General features: G+C 40.2%; 13 protein-coding genes. 2 read left to right on the top strand and 11 right to left on the bottom strand.

The annotated features are described in order from the left end of the window. The 4 genes from arcC to fdrA are packed head-to-tail and all read right to left on the bottom strand — an operon-like array spanning position 1 to position 6,055. Complete coding sequence (arcC, locus tag IGJ49_RS01445; protein ID WP_438722211.1) at positions 1-939, bottom strand: carbamate kinase; 939 nt, start codon at positions 937-939, stop codon at positions 1-3. Between the two features lie 22 nt (positions 940-961). Beyond that, positions 962-2,206, bottom strand: coding sequence for an MFS transporter (locus IGJ49_RS01440; RefSeq protein WP_023519001.1), 1,245 nt, complete (start codon positions 2,204-2,206; stop codon positions 962-964). Beyond that, positions 2,176-3,051: a DUF2877 domain-containing protein gene (locus tag IGJ49_RS01435; protein ID WP_062805818.1), complete on the bottom strand. Its 876-nt coding sequence runs from the start codon at positions 3,049-3,051 to the stop codon at positions 2,176-2,178. The genes IGJ49_RS01440 and IGJ49_RS01435 overlap by 31 nt, the downstream gene beginning before the upstream one ends. Continuing rightward, the gene (gene fdrA / locus IGJ49_RS01430) at positions 3,044-6,055 is read right to left on the bottom strand and encodes a DUF1116 domain-containing protein (protein ID WP_077151206.1); all 3,012 of its coding nucleotides are present in this window, start codon (positions 6,053-6,055) and stop codon (positions 3,044-3,046) included. Before fdrA ends, IGJ49_RS01435 begins: the two co-directional genes overlap by 8 nt. 121 nt (positions 6,056-6,176) lie before the next feature. On the opposite strand from fdrA, the gene IGJ49_RS01425 reads away from it, so the two are divergent. Beyond that, complete coding sequence (locus IGJ49_RS01425) at positions 6,177-7,772, top strand: PucR family transcriptional regulator (RefSeq protein ID WP_077151207.1); 1,596 nt, start codon at positions 6,177-6,179, stop codon at positions 7,770-7,772. Next, positions 7,744-8,568 (top strand): alpha/beta hydrolase, encoded by an 825-nt coding sequence (locus IGJ49_RS01420; protein ID WP_010736503.1) that lies wholly within the window; start codon positions 7,744-7,746, stop codon positions 8,566-8,568. The genes IGJ49_RS01425 and IGJ49_RS01420 overlap by 29 nt, the downstream gene beginning before the upstream one ends. Positions 8,569-8,688: 120 nt before the next feature. On the opposite strand, the gene IGJ49_RS01415 is transcribed toward IGJ49_RS01420, so the two are convergent. From IGJ49_RS01415 to IGJ49_RS01385, 7 genes are all read right to left on the bottom strand, one after another. Then, a complete protein-coding gene (locus IGJ49_RS01415; RefSeq protein ID WP_062806262.1) occupies positions 8,689-9,309 on the bottom strand; it encodes an AAA family ATPase in 621 nt (206 codons plus the stop codon). Position 9,310: 1 nt separating this feature from the next. Beyond that, entirely contained in the window at positions 9,311-10,180 is an 870-nt protein-coding gene (locus IGJ49_RS01410) for a class II fructose-bisphosphate aldolase (protein ID WP_062805820.1), read from the bottom strand. A 23-nt stretch (positions 10,181-10,203) separates the two neighbouring features. Further along, complete coding sequence (locus IGJ49_RS01405; RefSeq protein ID WP_077151208.1) at positions 10,204-10,596, bottom strand: hypothetical protein; 393 nt, start codon at positions 10,594-10,596, stop codon at positions 10,204-10,206. 19 nt (positions 10,597-10,615) lie between these two features. Further along, positions 10,616-11,905, bottom strand: coding sequence for a PTS sugar transporter subunit IIC (locus IGJ49_RS01400; RefSeq protein ID WP_077151209.1), 1,290 nt, complete (start codon positions 11,903-11,905; stop codon positions 10,616-10,618). A gap of 25 nt (positions 11,906-11,930) precedes the next feature. After that, a complete protein-coding gene (locus IGJ49_RS01395) occupies positions 11,931-12,233 on the bottom strand; it encodes a PTS sugar transporter subunit IIB (RefSeq protein ID WP_010736508.1) in 303 nt (100 codons plus the stop codon). A gap of 18 nt (positions 12,234-12,251) precedes the next feature. Further along, positions 12,252-14,333: a BglG family transcription antiterminator gene (locus IGJ49_RS01390; protein WP_062805823.1), complete on the bottom strand. Its 2,082-nt coding sequence runs from the start codon at positions 14,331-14,333 to the stop codon at positions 12,252-12,254. 276 nt (positions 14,334-14,609) lie between these two features. Then, positions 14,610-15,254: a DUF998 domain-containing protein gene (locus tag IGJ49_RS01385; RefSeq protein ID WP_096081325.1), complete on the bottom strand. Its 645-nt coding sequence runs from the start codon at positions 15,252-15,254 to the stop codon at positions 14,610-14,612. Positions 15,255-15,307 lie beyond the last annotated feature (53 nt).

Genomic DNA, 15,307 nt, shown 5'->3' with positions numbered 1-15,307 from the left:
TTACCTCGTTTGTTGGATCACTGTTCCCGCACCTTCAGTCAAATGGTTCAATTTTTCAATGGAAGTAATGACTGCTTGACGTTTTGGATCACTTGCAACAAAACGGACCGCTGCCTCTACTTTTGGCAACATACTTCCAGCTGCAAAATGACCACCAGCTACGTATTCTTTTGCTTCTTCGGGAGTCATCGTCTCTAAGGCTTGTTCTTCTGGTTTTCCATAGTTGATATAGATATGCTCGACACCAGTTAAAATGATCAAACGATCGGCACCCACAGCGTCTGCCAATACGGCTGCTGAGAAATCTTTATCATTGACCGCTTCCACGCCTTGATAAAGCCCAGATGATTCAATTACTGGGATACCACCTCCACCTGCACAAATCGTGACAACATTAGCTGCTACTAACGCTTGAAGTGCTTCTTTTTCCACAATTTCTTTTGGTTGAGGAGATGCAACGACTTTACGATAACCACGTCCTGCATCTTCCACGTATGTTCCTTCATTTTTTTGTACCGATTTTTTTGCCTCCTCTTCTGTATAAAATGGTCCAATCGGTTTCGTTGGCTTCTGAAACGATGGATCATTCGGATCAACTAACACTTGTGTCACGATGGAAACGACCGGTTGGGTGATCCCATGTTGCGTAAACGCATTGGTTAACGCTTGTTGTAACCAATAGCCAATACTTCCTTGTGTCATTGCGACACATGTATCCAAGCTCATTGGAGGATTTTTTGTGCTTATTCCTGCTTGTTGCTGCAATAATAAATTGCCAACCTGCGGACCATTGCCATGACAAAGAATGACTTGTTCTCCTTGTTCAACAAAAGCTGCGATAGCTTCAGCCGCCTGTTCGACTATGGCTTTTTGTCCTTTATCGGTTGGATCAGTTTCTAAAATAGCATTCCCACCTAAAGCAATCACATTTAATCCCATGTCTTTCCTACACCTCTTTCTATTACTTCAGCGTTTGTGTACGATCCTCTTTTGCCAATAGGGCAAAGAGAATCAACCCGATGATCAACAAGACACAAGAGAGGTAAAAACCAACTTGCATCGAACCTGAAGTATCTGCTAAATAACCAGTAACGTAAGGAGCTAAAATCGATCCTGACATCCCGATAAAATTATACGCACTTAACGTCGTTCCTAAGGCTGCTCTTGGTGCATGTTTCGTGACAAACGTCACCATGATCGGGTCAAGTGCTAATTTCCCAGTCAATCCATAAAGAATCAGCACTGTGATCAATAAGGTACGATTGGTAACAAAAGCGATAGCAAAAACCGAAACGATTGCTAATGGAACCAAAACAAAGACTAGTTTCTTCGTCGCTCCTGTCTTATCATTGATCCGTGCAAAGAGTAAGGCGCCTGGTATCGATGCCCAAGGGACCAAAGAAGAAATAAAGCCAACACTCGCTCCAGTAAATCCACGTTCTGCAATCAAAAACTGCGGCAACCAAGTAAGAATCACAAAATTAGCATAAATGCTGGTAAAACATAAAATAAAGGCTGCTACTAAGTTACGATTTGTAAAAATCTGCTTCAAAGAAATTTTTTCTTTTGGACCTTCTTCCACTTCTGCTTCTTCACCCGGACGGATCACTTTTTCTTTCAACAATACATAAAACAAAATGCCGACAATCAATGTAGGAATCGCCATCAGATAAAATGGCTTGCTCCAATCATCCCCGTTTTCTAAGACCAATTTACTTGATAGAAGATAACCGCCTGATGTTCCAAAAGCCATACCACTATTAATGATGGCATTTCCAATCGTCCGTTTACTCTTTGGAATCGCTTCTGTCGACAAGGCAAACTGTGGACCGTAGTAAGCACCTTGCCCGATCCCAGCGATGGCACGAATCACTAAGAATAAAATAAACGTCGTGGCTAATCCGGTGAAGTATGTCGCTACTGCCAAAAGTAAAAATCCCACTGTGATGACTAACTTTCGTCCAATTTTGTCTCCGACGATCCCAAAAGGAATCTGAGCGATGGCATATGTCAGAAAGAAGATACTATTTGCTAAGCCTAATTGCGTATTGCTTAAACCGAATTCTTCCCCGACCACTCCCATGATCGGGTTAAAAATCGTTCGTGTGGCATACATCAAGATCCAACCAATAAAAAAGATTGCTACTACTTTGATCCAGTAAGTATCACTGACTCTTACTGCTTGTTTTTGTTTACTCGCTTCCATGTTTCACCCTCACTTTCTTCTCCTTCGATTGCTTGTAGCGCCAACCAAATACCAAAAGTTAGATCCTTTCCCGAAGAATGACCAATTCTCATGATTTTCTCTAACTGTTCTTCTATTTTCTCCTCTTGGTTTTGTGCTAAGTCTGAAAATAATTGATACACTAGTGAATTGGCGTACCCCTTTGTCGCACAAGTTAGATATGCTTGGCTGATTGCAGTCGTTGCCGTTTGGGCTTCTCCCAGAGCAACCGCTAGCGCGATTCCTCTGGGATCTGAAACAGTCCCTAAAACAAGCTGATAACCCATCAATAGGTCATCACCACTAGGCGTCAACCCTTTGCCTCTGCCTAAAAGATAACCAACGACTTCTTGCCATTCAGTTGTCGTCCACTCTCTGTTTGGTTGTGCCATTCGAGCAAACAGCGTGGATGCACGTTTATCTACCGGTAACCCGATTTTTGTCTGCCAGTTTTTTTCAGCCAAAAATGGTTTCAATAAAAGTAGTTGTTTTTTCGATAGCCCTAACGTGAAGACGTTGAGAGGAACCAGCCGACACGGTTTTAATGTCACTTGTCTGACACTTGAAATACTGTAAATCGTCAATACATCATCACTTATTTTTACACGATTTCCTGTTTGAAGAGCCGAAGCAAGTGTGTTAAATCGATCTTCAGGAAGATTGATACCAAAACTAGATAGATAGTCATGAAAACAGGCGATATTGATCAATTGTTGCTTGATTTCAACATTAAAGGAATGCTCAAATACGCTGTGGATCACACCTATTTTTCCAAATTGCAAAAGTGGAGATAGATACTCGCTCATTTGAATTTCTTGATTACTCAACGTTGATCCCTAGCTCCTTAGCATAGGCCTCTAAGGCTTGTTCAAAGCAAGCGAGTGGTGCCCGAACTGTACCTGCGCCAATTTGCCCCACTCCAGCATTTTTGTGCGCGATCCCAGTATTTATAACAGGAGTGATTGCTGTTTCCACCACTTTGCGAATATCGATTCCTAAGCAAGTTCCTTGAAAATCCCAAGTTGGTATCGAAAACGTTGGGTTATGCCCTTCGCAGATTTTCGCCATTTCATTTGAGGTTGCTAACGCATCTTCAAAACCACCTGCACCAACAAAACGGGTCACACCTGGTGCTGCGACCATGGCCATTCCACCTACACCGACAGTTTCAGTGATAGCACTATCGCCAATATCGGGATTACCATCTTCTTCATTGAATCCTGTAAAGTACAAGCCCTTTGGTGTATTTACAGGCGCTAGATGCCATGTATCGCCTGTTTCTGCGATTCGGACACCAAAATCGACACCATTACGTGTCATCGTTGTCACGATTGTTCCTTTAGTCCCTTGGCGCGCACCATCGACGATTGCTTTTCCCGTAGCCATCATGATATTCAAGAAAAATTGATCCGTATCTGCTAAGAACTTGATTACATCATATTTTTGTTCTTCAGGAATCTCCGTTTGAATGATCAATGGAGCGATTTCTTTCAGGAAATTCAAAGAAGCAGCAATATTTCTTTGATGGAATTCATCCCCCATCGTAATCGACCGGGCGATCAAAACATTTAGATTCAATCCTTCCTCGGTGAATGCCAATGCTTGATGGATTGTTGGTCCTAGTACTTCTTTGATCCAATCTAAGCGATCAACGACTTCTTGGGAATACGCACCAAAACGTAATACCTTACCGATACCTTCATTCAAGATACAGAAGGCTTGATTGCCTTCTTTCCGGTTTTCAACAATGAAGACCGGCATATCACCAGAAGTGATCCCTCCCATCGGTCCTACTGCTTGTACATGATGACAAGGAATGAATCGCACTTTATTTGCTTCAAAAAGTGCTAATGCTTCTTCTTCGTTTTCTGCCCAACGTTCGAATAACGCTGCACCTAGACACGCGCCTCGCATCGGTCCGGTCATCGCCTCCCAAGTGATTGGCGGGCCTGCATGCAATAGTGTTTTTTGCTTTGGATCATTTAATTCAGGAATCACCGTTTTTGCAGGGACCACATCGACCAGAAACGGCTGTGCGTTCTTGATTTTTTCTGTCACTTTCTGATTTTCTTCATCAATTTGCTCCTGATGCTCTTCCAACGCATCTAAAATTTTGATCATTTTCTTGTTACCGCTCGCGCGAGGCCGCCAATCCAACTGGACTGTTTGTCCACCATAGGTGACAATCGATTCGTTGAAGCTTTTCAAACCGACATTCACTACACGCGGTTTCGTCGTCAACAACTCCATGACTTGCTCACTCGGTTGTGGTACAGAAACTGTTTTTCCATCATATGCTAAGACTTCTTTATCTGCTTCAGACAATCTGATGCCTTTTAACAACAACGCCAGTTGAACCGCTTTAGCATTACTCTCTGCGACAAAAACACCTGCTTCTTTCAAGCGTTCCACTGATTTTTGGTAGTCTTGTGGATCATTCTTCGTCCCACACACTGTCGCCACGAAATAAAGTTCACGTCCTGCTTTTTCCGCTTCTGACTGCACAGATTGGATCGTTGGTAACAATGCACCCACCATGTCTTCATGGGCACCATATCCTAAAACAATATCAAATAAGATGACGCCAGTTTCTTCTTCCTTGGCGTACTCTTCTATTTTATGGATCCGGACTTCCGGATCGATCATTGGATGTGGTTTACCTTGTGTATAACGATCATCTCCTAAATCAATCACTTCATACCCTTGAGATTTCAAGATATACCCATCTTCTTTGACCAGACCACCTAAATCTAATGCTTCTGAAATCAGCATGCCTGCTTCAGCTGCGAGCGTTCCTCCAGAATATAGCCCTTTGACGACTTTTTCTTTAGCAAGCGTCAAGACACCCGGCTGTTCTAGTGCTTCAAAGTAATTTTTTTTCACTGTTGCTTCGTTTGCTAAATCCACAGCGATACGGGCAGTTTCCTCTAACGTGTGTCCCAGATAGACTTTTCCTTCGTGATTCGTTGGTTTTTCTCCTAAAAATATAGCGACGACTGGTTTTGAAATACTCTGCAATAATTGCACTACCTCGTCACGTACCTCTTTTGCAGGTGGCTTAGAAATCACACAGATCACATCTGTTGGTTCATGGTTTTCAAGTGCCACGATTGCATCTTTGACCGTTATTGCTCCCACCTTGTCGCTCAAGTCACGACCACCGGTACCAATGGCATGAACCACACCTCCACCTAGACGATCAATGATTGTCGTCACTTCTTGGATACCCGTACCAGATGCACCAACTACGCCAATATTTCCAGGTGCGACAACATTCGTAAAAGCAATTGGGATACTCGATAAAATACCTGTCCCACAATCTGGCCCCATCATCAGTAATCCTTTTTCATGCGCTAGTTTTTTCAGACGGACTTCATCTTCGATCGCAATATTATCCGTAAATGAAAAAACATGCAGATTATTCTTCAACGCACGTGCCATTTCTGCTACGCCGTATTCCCCCGGAATACTAAACAAGGCGACATTTGCATCTGGTAATTGTTTCAATGCTTCTTTCCACGTGGTCACTGATTTATTCGGTTGTGCTGTCTCTTTTGCTGATAGATCCGCTAAAAAATCATCAATCATTGGCAGTACCTTTTCCATGATTGATTCATCCTCACTCTCTACCACGATCATTAAATCGTTCGCAGACGCAGTTTGTGCCTTTTCTGTTAAAAGTGACGTGTTATTCAAAATATCTTTATTAGCATCCGTTCCCATCATGATCTGGCTCATGTTGACTTCCTCAAGCGAATTGATTTGATTAGTCAATAGCATCAAGTTGATGGAATCTTGATAATTATTTGGTAAAACAACCGTTTCTAACATAATGCCCCTCCTTATTCATTCATACACTGTCATTGTAGAAGATTAAGAAAGTGTTTTCATCGGACGTATTTCTAAAAGAATGCTATACTTTTTATCCATAAAAGGAAAAAAGGAGAATATGATGAAATTAAGGGAGTTATTATTGCTAGGTGAACTAAAAAAAGGGAAGATTCTAACGAATGAGATTGGTTTAGATAATGAAGTCGAAACTGCAATGGTCTTAGAAGCCATTGATATCGAAAATTGGAGCAAACAAAATCAGCTGATCCTGACCTCGTTTTATGCATTGAACGACTTGTCAGAAAAAGAACTGGAAGATTTTTTCATCAAGATGTGTCAAATCGGGATCAGCGGTCTTGTGTTAAAAACCGATCGTTTTATCAAGGTGATCCCCGAATGGTTTATTGAGTTATGCTTCAAATATGAAATCCCATTGATCAAAATCAGTCAAGAGATCAGCTATGAAAAAATTCTATTAACGATTTATGAGCCGTTACTCAATGCACATGCCCATACTTTACGAACCTACTATGAAGCACGCCAAAGATTCAACCGTCTAGAAAAACAGTTTTCTTCTTTAGAAACGATCATGCAAGAGTTTTATCAAATCATCGAACTTCCTTTTTCCTTAAAATTGCTTGATAAAGAAATCGAAATTTGCGAAGGGATGATTCCAACCGATGCCATCGTACTCTCACGTGAATCGCTGCCACAAACAGATTTCATGAAAAACGATTATTCTTTACTGACACTTTATGCTCAAACAGACTCGAAAAAACGCTATGCATTAGAGATTGCGATTTTCAATAACTATTCTCTCAATTGCTTATTGCTTGTTTATCTGAACAACCAACAAATCAAAGAAACCGACCTAGTCATTATCGAAAATGCCATTGACGCCTTGCAAGAAAAATTCAATACAGAAAGCCTATTGAAAAAAGAACGCTATACTCGTTTAAATAATTTAGCTGATGCGATTTTACAAAATACACCACGAAATCCTGAAGAACTAGATAGCTTGCTACAAGAAGCGCATATGCAGTCAAAAGATACTTACCAGACAATCGTCTTTTCAACTAAAGAGATGCAAACGCAATTAATGAAAAATCGCATCCTTACACTTTTACGGACACTGAAAAAAGAGGCGATTTTCTTTGACCAACATCAATATTCAGCTGTTTTATTCAACTTTGCTCAATCGGAAGGGCCTATCACTAAAGATCAGATTTCACGTCTGATGGTAGAAATACTCGCAGAAAATCAACAAGTAACATTTGCCATCAGCCAAGCAAAACCACGACAGGAAATCAAGGAATTGTTGTTTGAATGTTTGGATATTTTGAATTTCAATACCTCATTTTACAATGGTCCTGTTGTGACATCCGAAGATATCGGCATATTCAAACATTTTATTCGAGAAAATCAGATAGCAACATTGCAAGAAGCAATCCCTCTAAAATTGGCGCAGTTGGCTCAAACAGACTATGACTTATTTGAAACTTTTTATTGTTTTTTACAACACAATCGGAACTACAAACAAACAGCAGAAGCAATGTTTTTACATGCTAAAACGATTCGTTATCGTCTCCACAAAATTTCCAATTATCTATCAATTGATTTAACAAATCCGTTACAAATGATCAATCATGAGATTGGCACCTATATTATCAAAATGAGGAGACAGGCAAATGAAAGAAACCAAACAACTACTCGATGACATTACAGTAACCATTTATCCTGCTCAGAGTGATACACCGAAATATATCCTTTATTTGCATGGTGGCGGATTGATTTACGGATCAAAAGGTGACATACCCAATAGGCTAAAAGATCTCTTTTTAGCTCATGGCTACACTCTGCTAGCTCTTGATTACCTGTTGGCACCAAATACATCTGTAACAGAAATCATTGCAAAACTAAATGAAAGCTTTGATGCCTTAAAAAAGACAATCATTCATGAACACCCCTTTGGTATTTGCGGGCGTTCTGCCGGAAGTTATTTGATGTTCCACCTAACCAAATATTTGTGTGTGGATCGAGGGCTTTCACCCAATTTCCTAATCAATTTTTATGGCTATGCTGATTTTGAATTTCTGAAGAAACAAACCACTCCCACCACACACACATTAACAGAAGAAATGCTTATAGACATTGATCAACAAACACCCACGGCAGACGATCCACTGATGGGTCGCGCCTTACTTTATTACTATGGACGACAACAAGGAATCTTAGCCGATTACTATCGCTTACCGAAATCACTGGATTGGTCGGATTATGCCATTAGTGAAACAGAACTTGCAGTTTTTCCTCCTTGCTATAGTACCGCCAGCACCTCAGACCAAGAAGTACCTTTTGCTTCAAGTAAAAGGATAAGCAAACAGATCCCGAATAGTCGATTCAAACCTGTTTATGATTTAGAACATGACTTTTTGAAACAAACAAACGAGCCCCAAGTCCAAACAGTCTTAAAGGAATTATCAGATTGGTTATCCACCAAAGAGTCACTTTGACATATGGCACAGAAATCTAGTAATAAAAATGAAAAAGCCTATCTCTCGATAAATAGGAGGATAGGCTTTCACTTTTTACGATTCATTCAAAACTTGAATCAATCAACTAGATATTATTTTTTATTGGTCATTCGCCACTCGCCACTCTAATTCGTCTAACAGCGGTGTATAATCCACTTTGGTGAAATCAGTCACATCGAATGTATAAAGCGTTCCAAGTTCAAAGTGTTCATACTTTCGATCATTTATAACAGCTCTAAATTCTTCTTTGGTGATATGATTGGTTCCTAACGATCGATCGTCCAATGTATCCCCATAATGATAATGGTCCATGATATAACTCAAATGACGTTCAGGATCACGATCTCTTTTATAACGTCGTTGCCATAGTACATCAAAGTCTGCGTGCAAGCGAATCGTGATCACTTCATATCCATATTTTTTTGATAAGGCTTCTAATGGTCCTTTTTGTTTAACACTGAAAGGATACTCTGAAACAATCACTTTCTTCCCTGCTTCCATGTACAGTTCCAATGCCTGATAAAAGAATGGATACACCTTGTTTTTTTCTTGCTCTGCTCGTTCAGCTAAATTATCGAACCCAATTGATTCAGCGTAATACTCTTTGACTTCATCTAAGGTAAGACGATACATCGTTGGAAAACGTTCGAACAGTCGTTCCATCAAATAAGTTTTTCCTGTCCCAGGACTTCCTGCCAAAAGAAACAAATATTTTTTCATTTTAGCTCTTTCCTGCATAGATCTCACTTCCTGTATTCAAAAACAGGCCGATTTTATGTTTGATGATTGACTTTACTGCTTCGTTGGCTGGAATCACGTTGTGGCGTAATGATCGGCTGACTTCTGTTTCCCCAAAGCTTTCTTTTGCTGTTTTCGTCCAGTTAACAAGTAGCTCTGTCCCAACATTGAATTTACGGATTCCATGGTTGATCAACTCTGGATAATCTTCCTCTTTCACTCCAGTACCGCCGTGGATGACCAAGGGAACATCGACTACTGCGTCGATTTCTTTCAGGAGTGGTAGATTGACTTCTGTTTTTGATTTGAATTGTCCATGATTTGTTCCAATAGCAATTGCTAATGCGTCTACTCCAGTTGCTGCTACGAATTCTACCGCATCTTCGGGTTTCGTATACACTTTATCATCTTCTGCCACATGGATTCCTTCTTCCGTCCCACCAATCGTCCCTAGCTCCCCTTCCACTGAGACACCACGAGCGTGGGCGTATTCAACGACTGCTTTTGTTTTCAAGATATTTTCTTTAAAAGGTAAATGGGAACCATCATACATTACTGAAGTATAACCGCTATCGATTGCTTGCTTGATATCAGAGAAATCACGCGCATGATCCAGATGAAGAACAGCGTCCACCATTTCTTCTTCAGCGATCGTTTTCACTACATTGACTAAGACATTCATCCCAATATATTTCGCCGTATCCACACTTGTTTGGATAATGATCGGCGCACCCATTTCTTTGGCTGCTCGTAACATTTCTGGCAACATCTCTAAGTTATGCGTGTTGAATGCGCCCACGGTAAAATTCAAAGCTTCTGCTGTTTTTGTTACCTCTTTTAATGTCGTATACATTTTTTTTATAGCCACCTTTATTCTTATTTATTCCCTGTAATCGTAAGTTGTTTAGCAATTTGTCGCATCTCGTCCATTTTCCCCATATAATGATCAATTCCTTGATCGTCCCCAGCTCGTGCAGCTTCTGCTCTTTTTGCATTATATAAAGACATCAACTTCTTGTACCCATCATTGATACTTTTCTTCAGTGATAAACTTTTCTCAAGGTGTTCGATTGCCTGATCGTTATCCCCTAACTCAGCGAGCTTTAGTCCTACTTGTTCAAAAAGAACCGCTCGTTGGTCTGTTTCTTCTGTCTGGTCGATACCTTTCTTTAGTCGTTCGATCGTTGTTTGAAGTTCTTCTTTTTCTTCGATGGAAAGCGTCTGTATTACTTCAGGTTGCTCTTTTTTCTTTTTCAAAAAACCAAACATTATGCTCCCTACTTTCACATTAGAATGCTTTTAAAATCGGACTTAAGATCCAAGCGTACAGTAGCGCTACCACTACTGTATCGACATCTGTCGCTGTCGCACTAACAAATCCCATTGAATTGAAAATCGTTACTAATAATGCTGGCAACAAGGTAATAAAGAAGCCATGAGCGATTCCACCAATGATTGCTCCTCGTCGTCCCCCAACTGCATTGCCAAAAATACCCGCTGTCCCCCCAGCAAAGAAATTCGTCAACATCCCTGGCAGAATCATCGCTAATCCAAACATCGGCAACGTAAACATCGCAATGACCGTACCGATCGTTGTTGTGATAAACCCTAAAATCACTGCATTGGGACTATAAGGGAAGAACACCGGACAGTCTAACGCTGGAATCGCATCAGGAACTAGTTTCATCGCAATCCCACGAAACGCTGGAACGATTTCGCCTAGTAATAAACGTACCCCTGAAAGTAATACGTATACACCAACAACAAACTGGATGGCTTGTAAAAAGGCAAACATGATATAGTTTTGACCTCCTGATAGCTCAGCCGCAAACGTCTCTCCTGCAAACAACACAGTCACGATATAAAGTGGTACCATCACCACCATGACTGATAAATACGTATCTTGTAAAAATTCAAAGTGAGCAGGCAATTTAATGTCTTCAATCGATTTCTTGTTCTCGCCTCTTTCACCAAAGATTTTTGCTACCCCAGCCTCAAATAAATAACCGATCGTACAAAAATGCCCTAAAGCAATATCGTTTGAACCGGTGACCTTACGGATGATTGGTTGCGCCATCGCTGGCATCGCAATAGCAAACACTGCCCCAATGAAACCACCAACTAAAATCAAAACAAACCCACGTAACCCAGCAAAGTACCCAAATACAGTGGTCATCGTCGCCATCCATAAGATTGCTTGACCAGTCAAGAAGATATATTTCCACTTCGTAAAACGGGCAAGTAAGATATTATAGATAAAAATAGCTAAAAAGGTTAACGCGATATCTCTACCTAGACCAAGTTCATTCATTGCTTGACCATTGATTGCTTCAATTGACGGGATGATCCCTTCCATTTGGAACCCTTCGGTAAAAATTTGCCCAAAATACGTCAAACTACCGACGATGATACTCGAACCCGCACTTAAAACTTGAAAGCCTAGCAATGTTTTCAATGTACCCGAAATAATTTGACCCGTTGATTTCTTTTGCAGGATCAGCCCTAGCATCGCAATCAAGGCAATCGTGATCGATGCTTGAGTCAAAATATTTTCGATAATAAAATTGATAACGCCCATGTTTTCTCCCCCTATTTTTTCTTGATTAGATAGCTCCCTTACTTTGTAAAACTGGTGTTAACTTCTCTTCGATCTCAACTTTTGAGACGATATTTTTCAAGTAAATCATGGCTGTTGTCGGATCAATGGTAAATTTTTCAAATTGTGAACGAAAATTCTCTGCGGTAATGATCACATCTGGTTTCATCGAAACGGCCGAAGAGATATCGCAGTGATCCAGCTTAGCTGTTACGCCTAATTTATTCAATACATCCTCGGCTGACATTTGAGCGGCAAAACTACTTCCTAGTCCTGCGCCACATACAAATAAAATATTCAATTTGTTCATTCCACTCTCTCCTTTTAGCTACTTAAATAGTCGTTTTTTAAATAAATCTACATTTGGACTTTCGATCAAACGAGTCAATTTCGTTTCGTCATTGATCAACTCGATCAACTCCTTCATGATGGTTAAATGGGAATATGAATCTACTGCTGCTAAGCAGAAAATGATTTTTACTGGGTCCATCTCTTCATTGCCAAAATCAACTGGCTGACGAATTGTCGCGACACTCACGCCTAACTTATTGACGCCATCTTCTGGTCTGGCATGGGCTAATGCCAGATTCTTGCCAATAACGATATAGGCGCCATACTCTTCTACTGCACGGACCATCGCATCAACATAACTTGACTCAACGATATTTTCTTTCAACAGTGGTTTAGCCACTCGTTCAATCGCTTCTTGCCAATTGTCTACGTGTTCTTGGATCAATATATGATTATCTGTCAAAATGTCTTTTAGCATTGGTTGGATCTCCCTTTTATTGATTTCTAAATGATTTTGCTCAAATAATGTTTCTAATTTGGTGTAGATTGGCCGATCAATCTTGCCTCCACTTTCTTCCACGATCCGCAAAACGTCGGTAAACAATTCTGTTTGCCCACTCTCTGTCGGAATCAGTCGTTGGACCTTTTGGTGAGCATTTAAAAAATCTGCAATGATCGGACGATTCGCATCGGTTAAAATAGGCTCCAACACAAGCAGTGGTTTGTTCTGATCTGATAATTGGAACGTACTGAAAATCAAGTCGACATCTAACTTATCCACCAACTCCGCTTCTTTAGAACTCAATACCACGACAACTTCAATTTGTGGGAACTTCTCTTTTAAATTTTCTGCTAATAGATTGCCTGTTGCCAGTCCATGGTGACAAACCACCACTGATTTATACATGTACATGACATTCTGTTTGATCGTGCTAGCAATCGTCGAAAAATGGATCACTAGAAAAGCAAGTTCATCTTCGATTATCTCTCCACCAATGACTTCCTCGATCGTTGGGACAAATAATTCAACTGCTTCATAGATGGGGCGGTAATTGGCCCGAATATTTTCTTTCAAAGGATTCGTGACTTGGATTCGATGTTTGATGCGAATGATCAAAGCCGTCATATGTTTATAAAGATTTTCACACAGGATTTCTTCTTTTAAGTGAAATGGGATACGGGTCTGTTCCTCGACGAACTGGATCAGTTGGATCGTCAACAGTTGGGCTTGGACCCATTCCAACGAATTACTGATATCTTTTGAACTGAATGTCTCAATCGTAAAACGAAGGTAGTTTCTTTCAACCGGTGGAACGTCTGTCAAGCGAAACTCAACGATGACTTTTTCAATAAAATCAGTGAAACAGTCTTTTTTTTCGTTATTATTTTTCCAATTGATTGCTGAAATAAGTTCATGCTTTCTGACTCGCTGGACCCAGATCATTGTAAACAGCAACAGTTGATTTTTGTAGATATCATCTTCTTGTCTGATCATAGTATCTGTATAGATGGCTTCGAGCTTTACAATCTCCGAAGGTGAAAAATACTGTTGGAAAATTCTTTGAGCCGCAGTGATTTTCGTACCGTTTCTTGCTGAAAAATCAATTCTCCCTAGATTTTTATTAATCAAGTCATAAATCATCGTGCGGATGGAGCGCTCCGCTCCTTTATAGACCAATCCCTGTCTGCCAAAACTCACGATTTCGATACCGTATTTGATCAAATCCGCTCGCAAACGACGCATATCTTCGTCCATCGTACTTTTCGAGATCATGAATGCTTCTTCCTTACGATTCAAATAAACTGGCTGTTGCTCATAAGCAATTGATAACACTAAATCAAAGGTCCTCTCGTCACGATTCAACAACTCCTCTTGATAAGTCACCAATGCTTCTGTCAGTCTTTTTTCTTCCTCATCGCTTAAACGCAACAGAAACCCTTGCTTACGAACCGTTTGGATCTCTGCTAATTGATTGGCTCGCAACCAACTGTTGACATCCAGCACATCTTGACGAATCGTTCGTTGACTGACTTGATACTCTAACGCTAATTGTTCCGCTTTGATTGGATAATGATATGCTCTAAATCTTTGAAGTAACTCAATCGTTCTCGTTTTCATATGATTGATTTTCCTTTCTGAACCAAGTATATGTTTGCGCTTCCAAAATAAAAAGTAGAGATTTCTGCCAATTAAGTTGGCAGAAAAGTAAGAAAGCCTGTACTAATTTTTCAAGCAAGAAAGTAGCAGAAGTACCTACTTTCGAGAAATGAGCCGCACAAGTCGAAAATAGTCTCTCCTATTTTTGGCTTGCGCGGCTCATTTCTCGAAAAAATCCTCTTCAGGAAGCTCGCTTATTCGATTGTTTAGAAATAACCATTTCGCTCACCCAAACAGCTATTTTGTCACTCGTTTTAGTTGGTTGGTACCTACTGATATGATCGTTAAATAATTGAAGAAGTAACTCAATCTTTGACAAAAACCTAGTTTATCTAATAGTGGAAGGTGATTCAGCACTGGGATCCTTGCCAGTCCGTAAATCATCGCACTCAGCAGACTCAAGCTGATTAAAACGATATACACTCGACTGATTGGTTGATTCGCTTCTTTTCGATAGAGCAATAAAGCAAAAACCGGAAATAAAAGAAAGCCACTATAACCTAAACTAGAACCAACATTATGTACCCACGTTGAAAAATCCCACGAAGTAGCTTGGGTGTTAAGACTAAACAATCCTGTAAAAAGGCAATCGCCTATCGCATAGAAACCTAGTGAAACAACCAACCATTTCGCTAAATGAGTAGATACTTTTTCAAACGAAGAATACAGCGCAGGTAAGGATAAGCTAAAAAAGATGCCTGAAAAAACAGAACAAACAAGAAAGAATGTTCTCACTGGACTTGTGACGTCACCGAATACACTGATTGGCAGCCTTAATTGATCTAAACCTGGATAGAACAAGCCCAAAATATAAGGTGTTGAAAAATCACTCAACACTCCTAGAAATAAAAAATAAAGCCCATAACGTCGTAAAAAAAACATGTACTCCTCCAAAACACTTTTATTCTTATATACAGAATAACATTTTCAATTTA

Origin of the sequence: Enterococcus sp. AZ171 (assembly GCF_051714005.1) — a bacterium.
Taxonomy (GTDB): domain Bacteria; phylum Bacillota; class Bacilli; order Lactobacillales; family Enterococcaceae; genus Enterococcus_B; species Enterococcus_B pernyi.
The sequence above is the reverse complement of the archived record's forward strand: the minus strand, read 5'-3'. Positions and strand labels throughout refer to the sequence as shown.

Excerpts from the sequence above, each read along its gene's own strand:
- arcC (WP_438722211.1), bottom strand. The coding sequence starts at position 939 with ATGGGATTAAATGTGATTGCTTTAGGTGGGAATGCTATTTTAGAAACT.
- IGJ49_RS01440 (WP_023519001.1), bottom strand. The coding sequence starts at position 2,206 with ATGGAAGCGAGTAAACAAAAACAAGCAGTAAGAGTCAGTGATACTTAC.
- fdrA (WP_077151206.1), bottom strand. The coding sequence starts at position 6,055 with ATGTTAGAAACGGTTGTTTTACCAAATAATTATCAAGATTCCATCAAC.
- IGJ49_RS01425 (WP_077151207.1), top strand. The coding sequence starts at position 6,177 with ATGAAATTAAGGGAGTTATTATTGCTAGGTGAACTAAAAAAAGGGAAG.
- IGJ49_RS01420 (WP_010736503.1), top strand. The coding sequence starts at position 7,744 with ATGAAAGAAACCAAACAACTACTCGATGACATTACAGTAACCATTTAT.
- IGJ49_RS01415 (WP_062806262.1), bottom strand. The coding sequence starts at position 9,309 with ATGAAAAAATATTTGTTTCTTTTGGCAGGAAGTCCTGGGACAGGAAAA.
- IGJ49_RS01410 (WP_062805820.1), bottom strand. The coding sequence starts at position 10,180 with ATGTATACGACATTAAAAGAGGTAACAAAAACAGCAGAAGCTTTGAAT.
- IGJ49_RS01405 (WP_077151208.1), bottom strand. The coding sequence starts at position 10,596 with ATGTTTGGTTTTTTGAAAAAGAAAAAAGAGCAACCTGAAGTAATACAG.
- IGJ49_RS01400 (WP_077151209.1), bottom strand. The coding sequence starts at position 11,905 with ATGGGCGTTATCAATTTTATTATCGAAAATATTTTGACTCAAGCATCG.
- IGJ49_RS01395 (WP_010736508.1), bottom strand. The coding sequence starts at position 12,233 with ATGAACAAATTGAATATTTTATTTGTATGTGGCGCAGGACTAGGAAGT.
- IGJ49_RS01390 (WP_062805823.1), bottom strand. The coding sequence starts at position 14,333 with ATGAAAACGAGAACGATTGAGTTACTTCAAAGATTTAGAGCATATCAT.
- IGJ49_RS01385 (WP_096081325.1), bottom strand. The coding sequence starts at position 15,254 with ATGTTTTTTTTACGACGTTATGGGCTTTATTTTTTATTTCTAGGAGTG.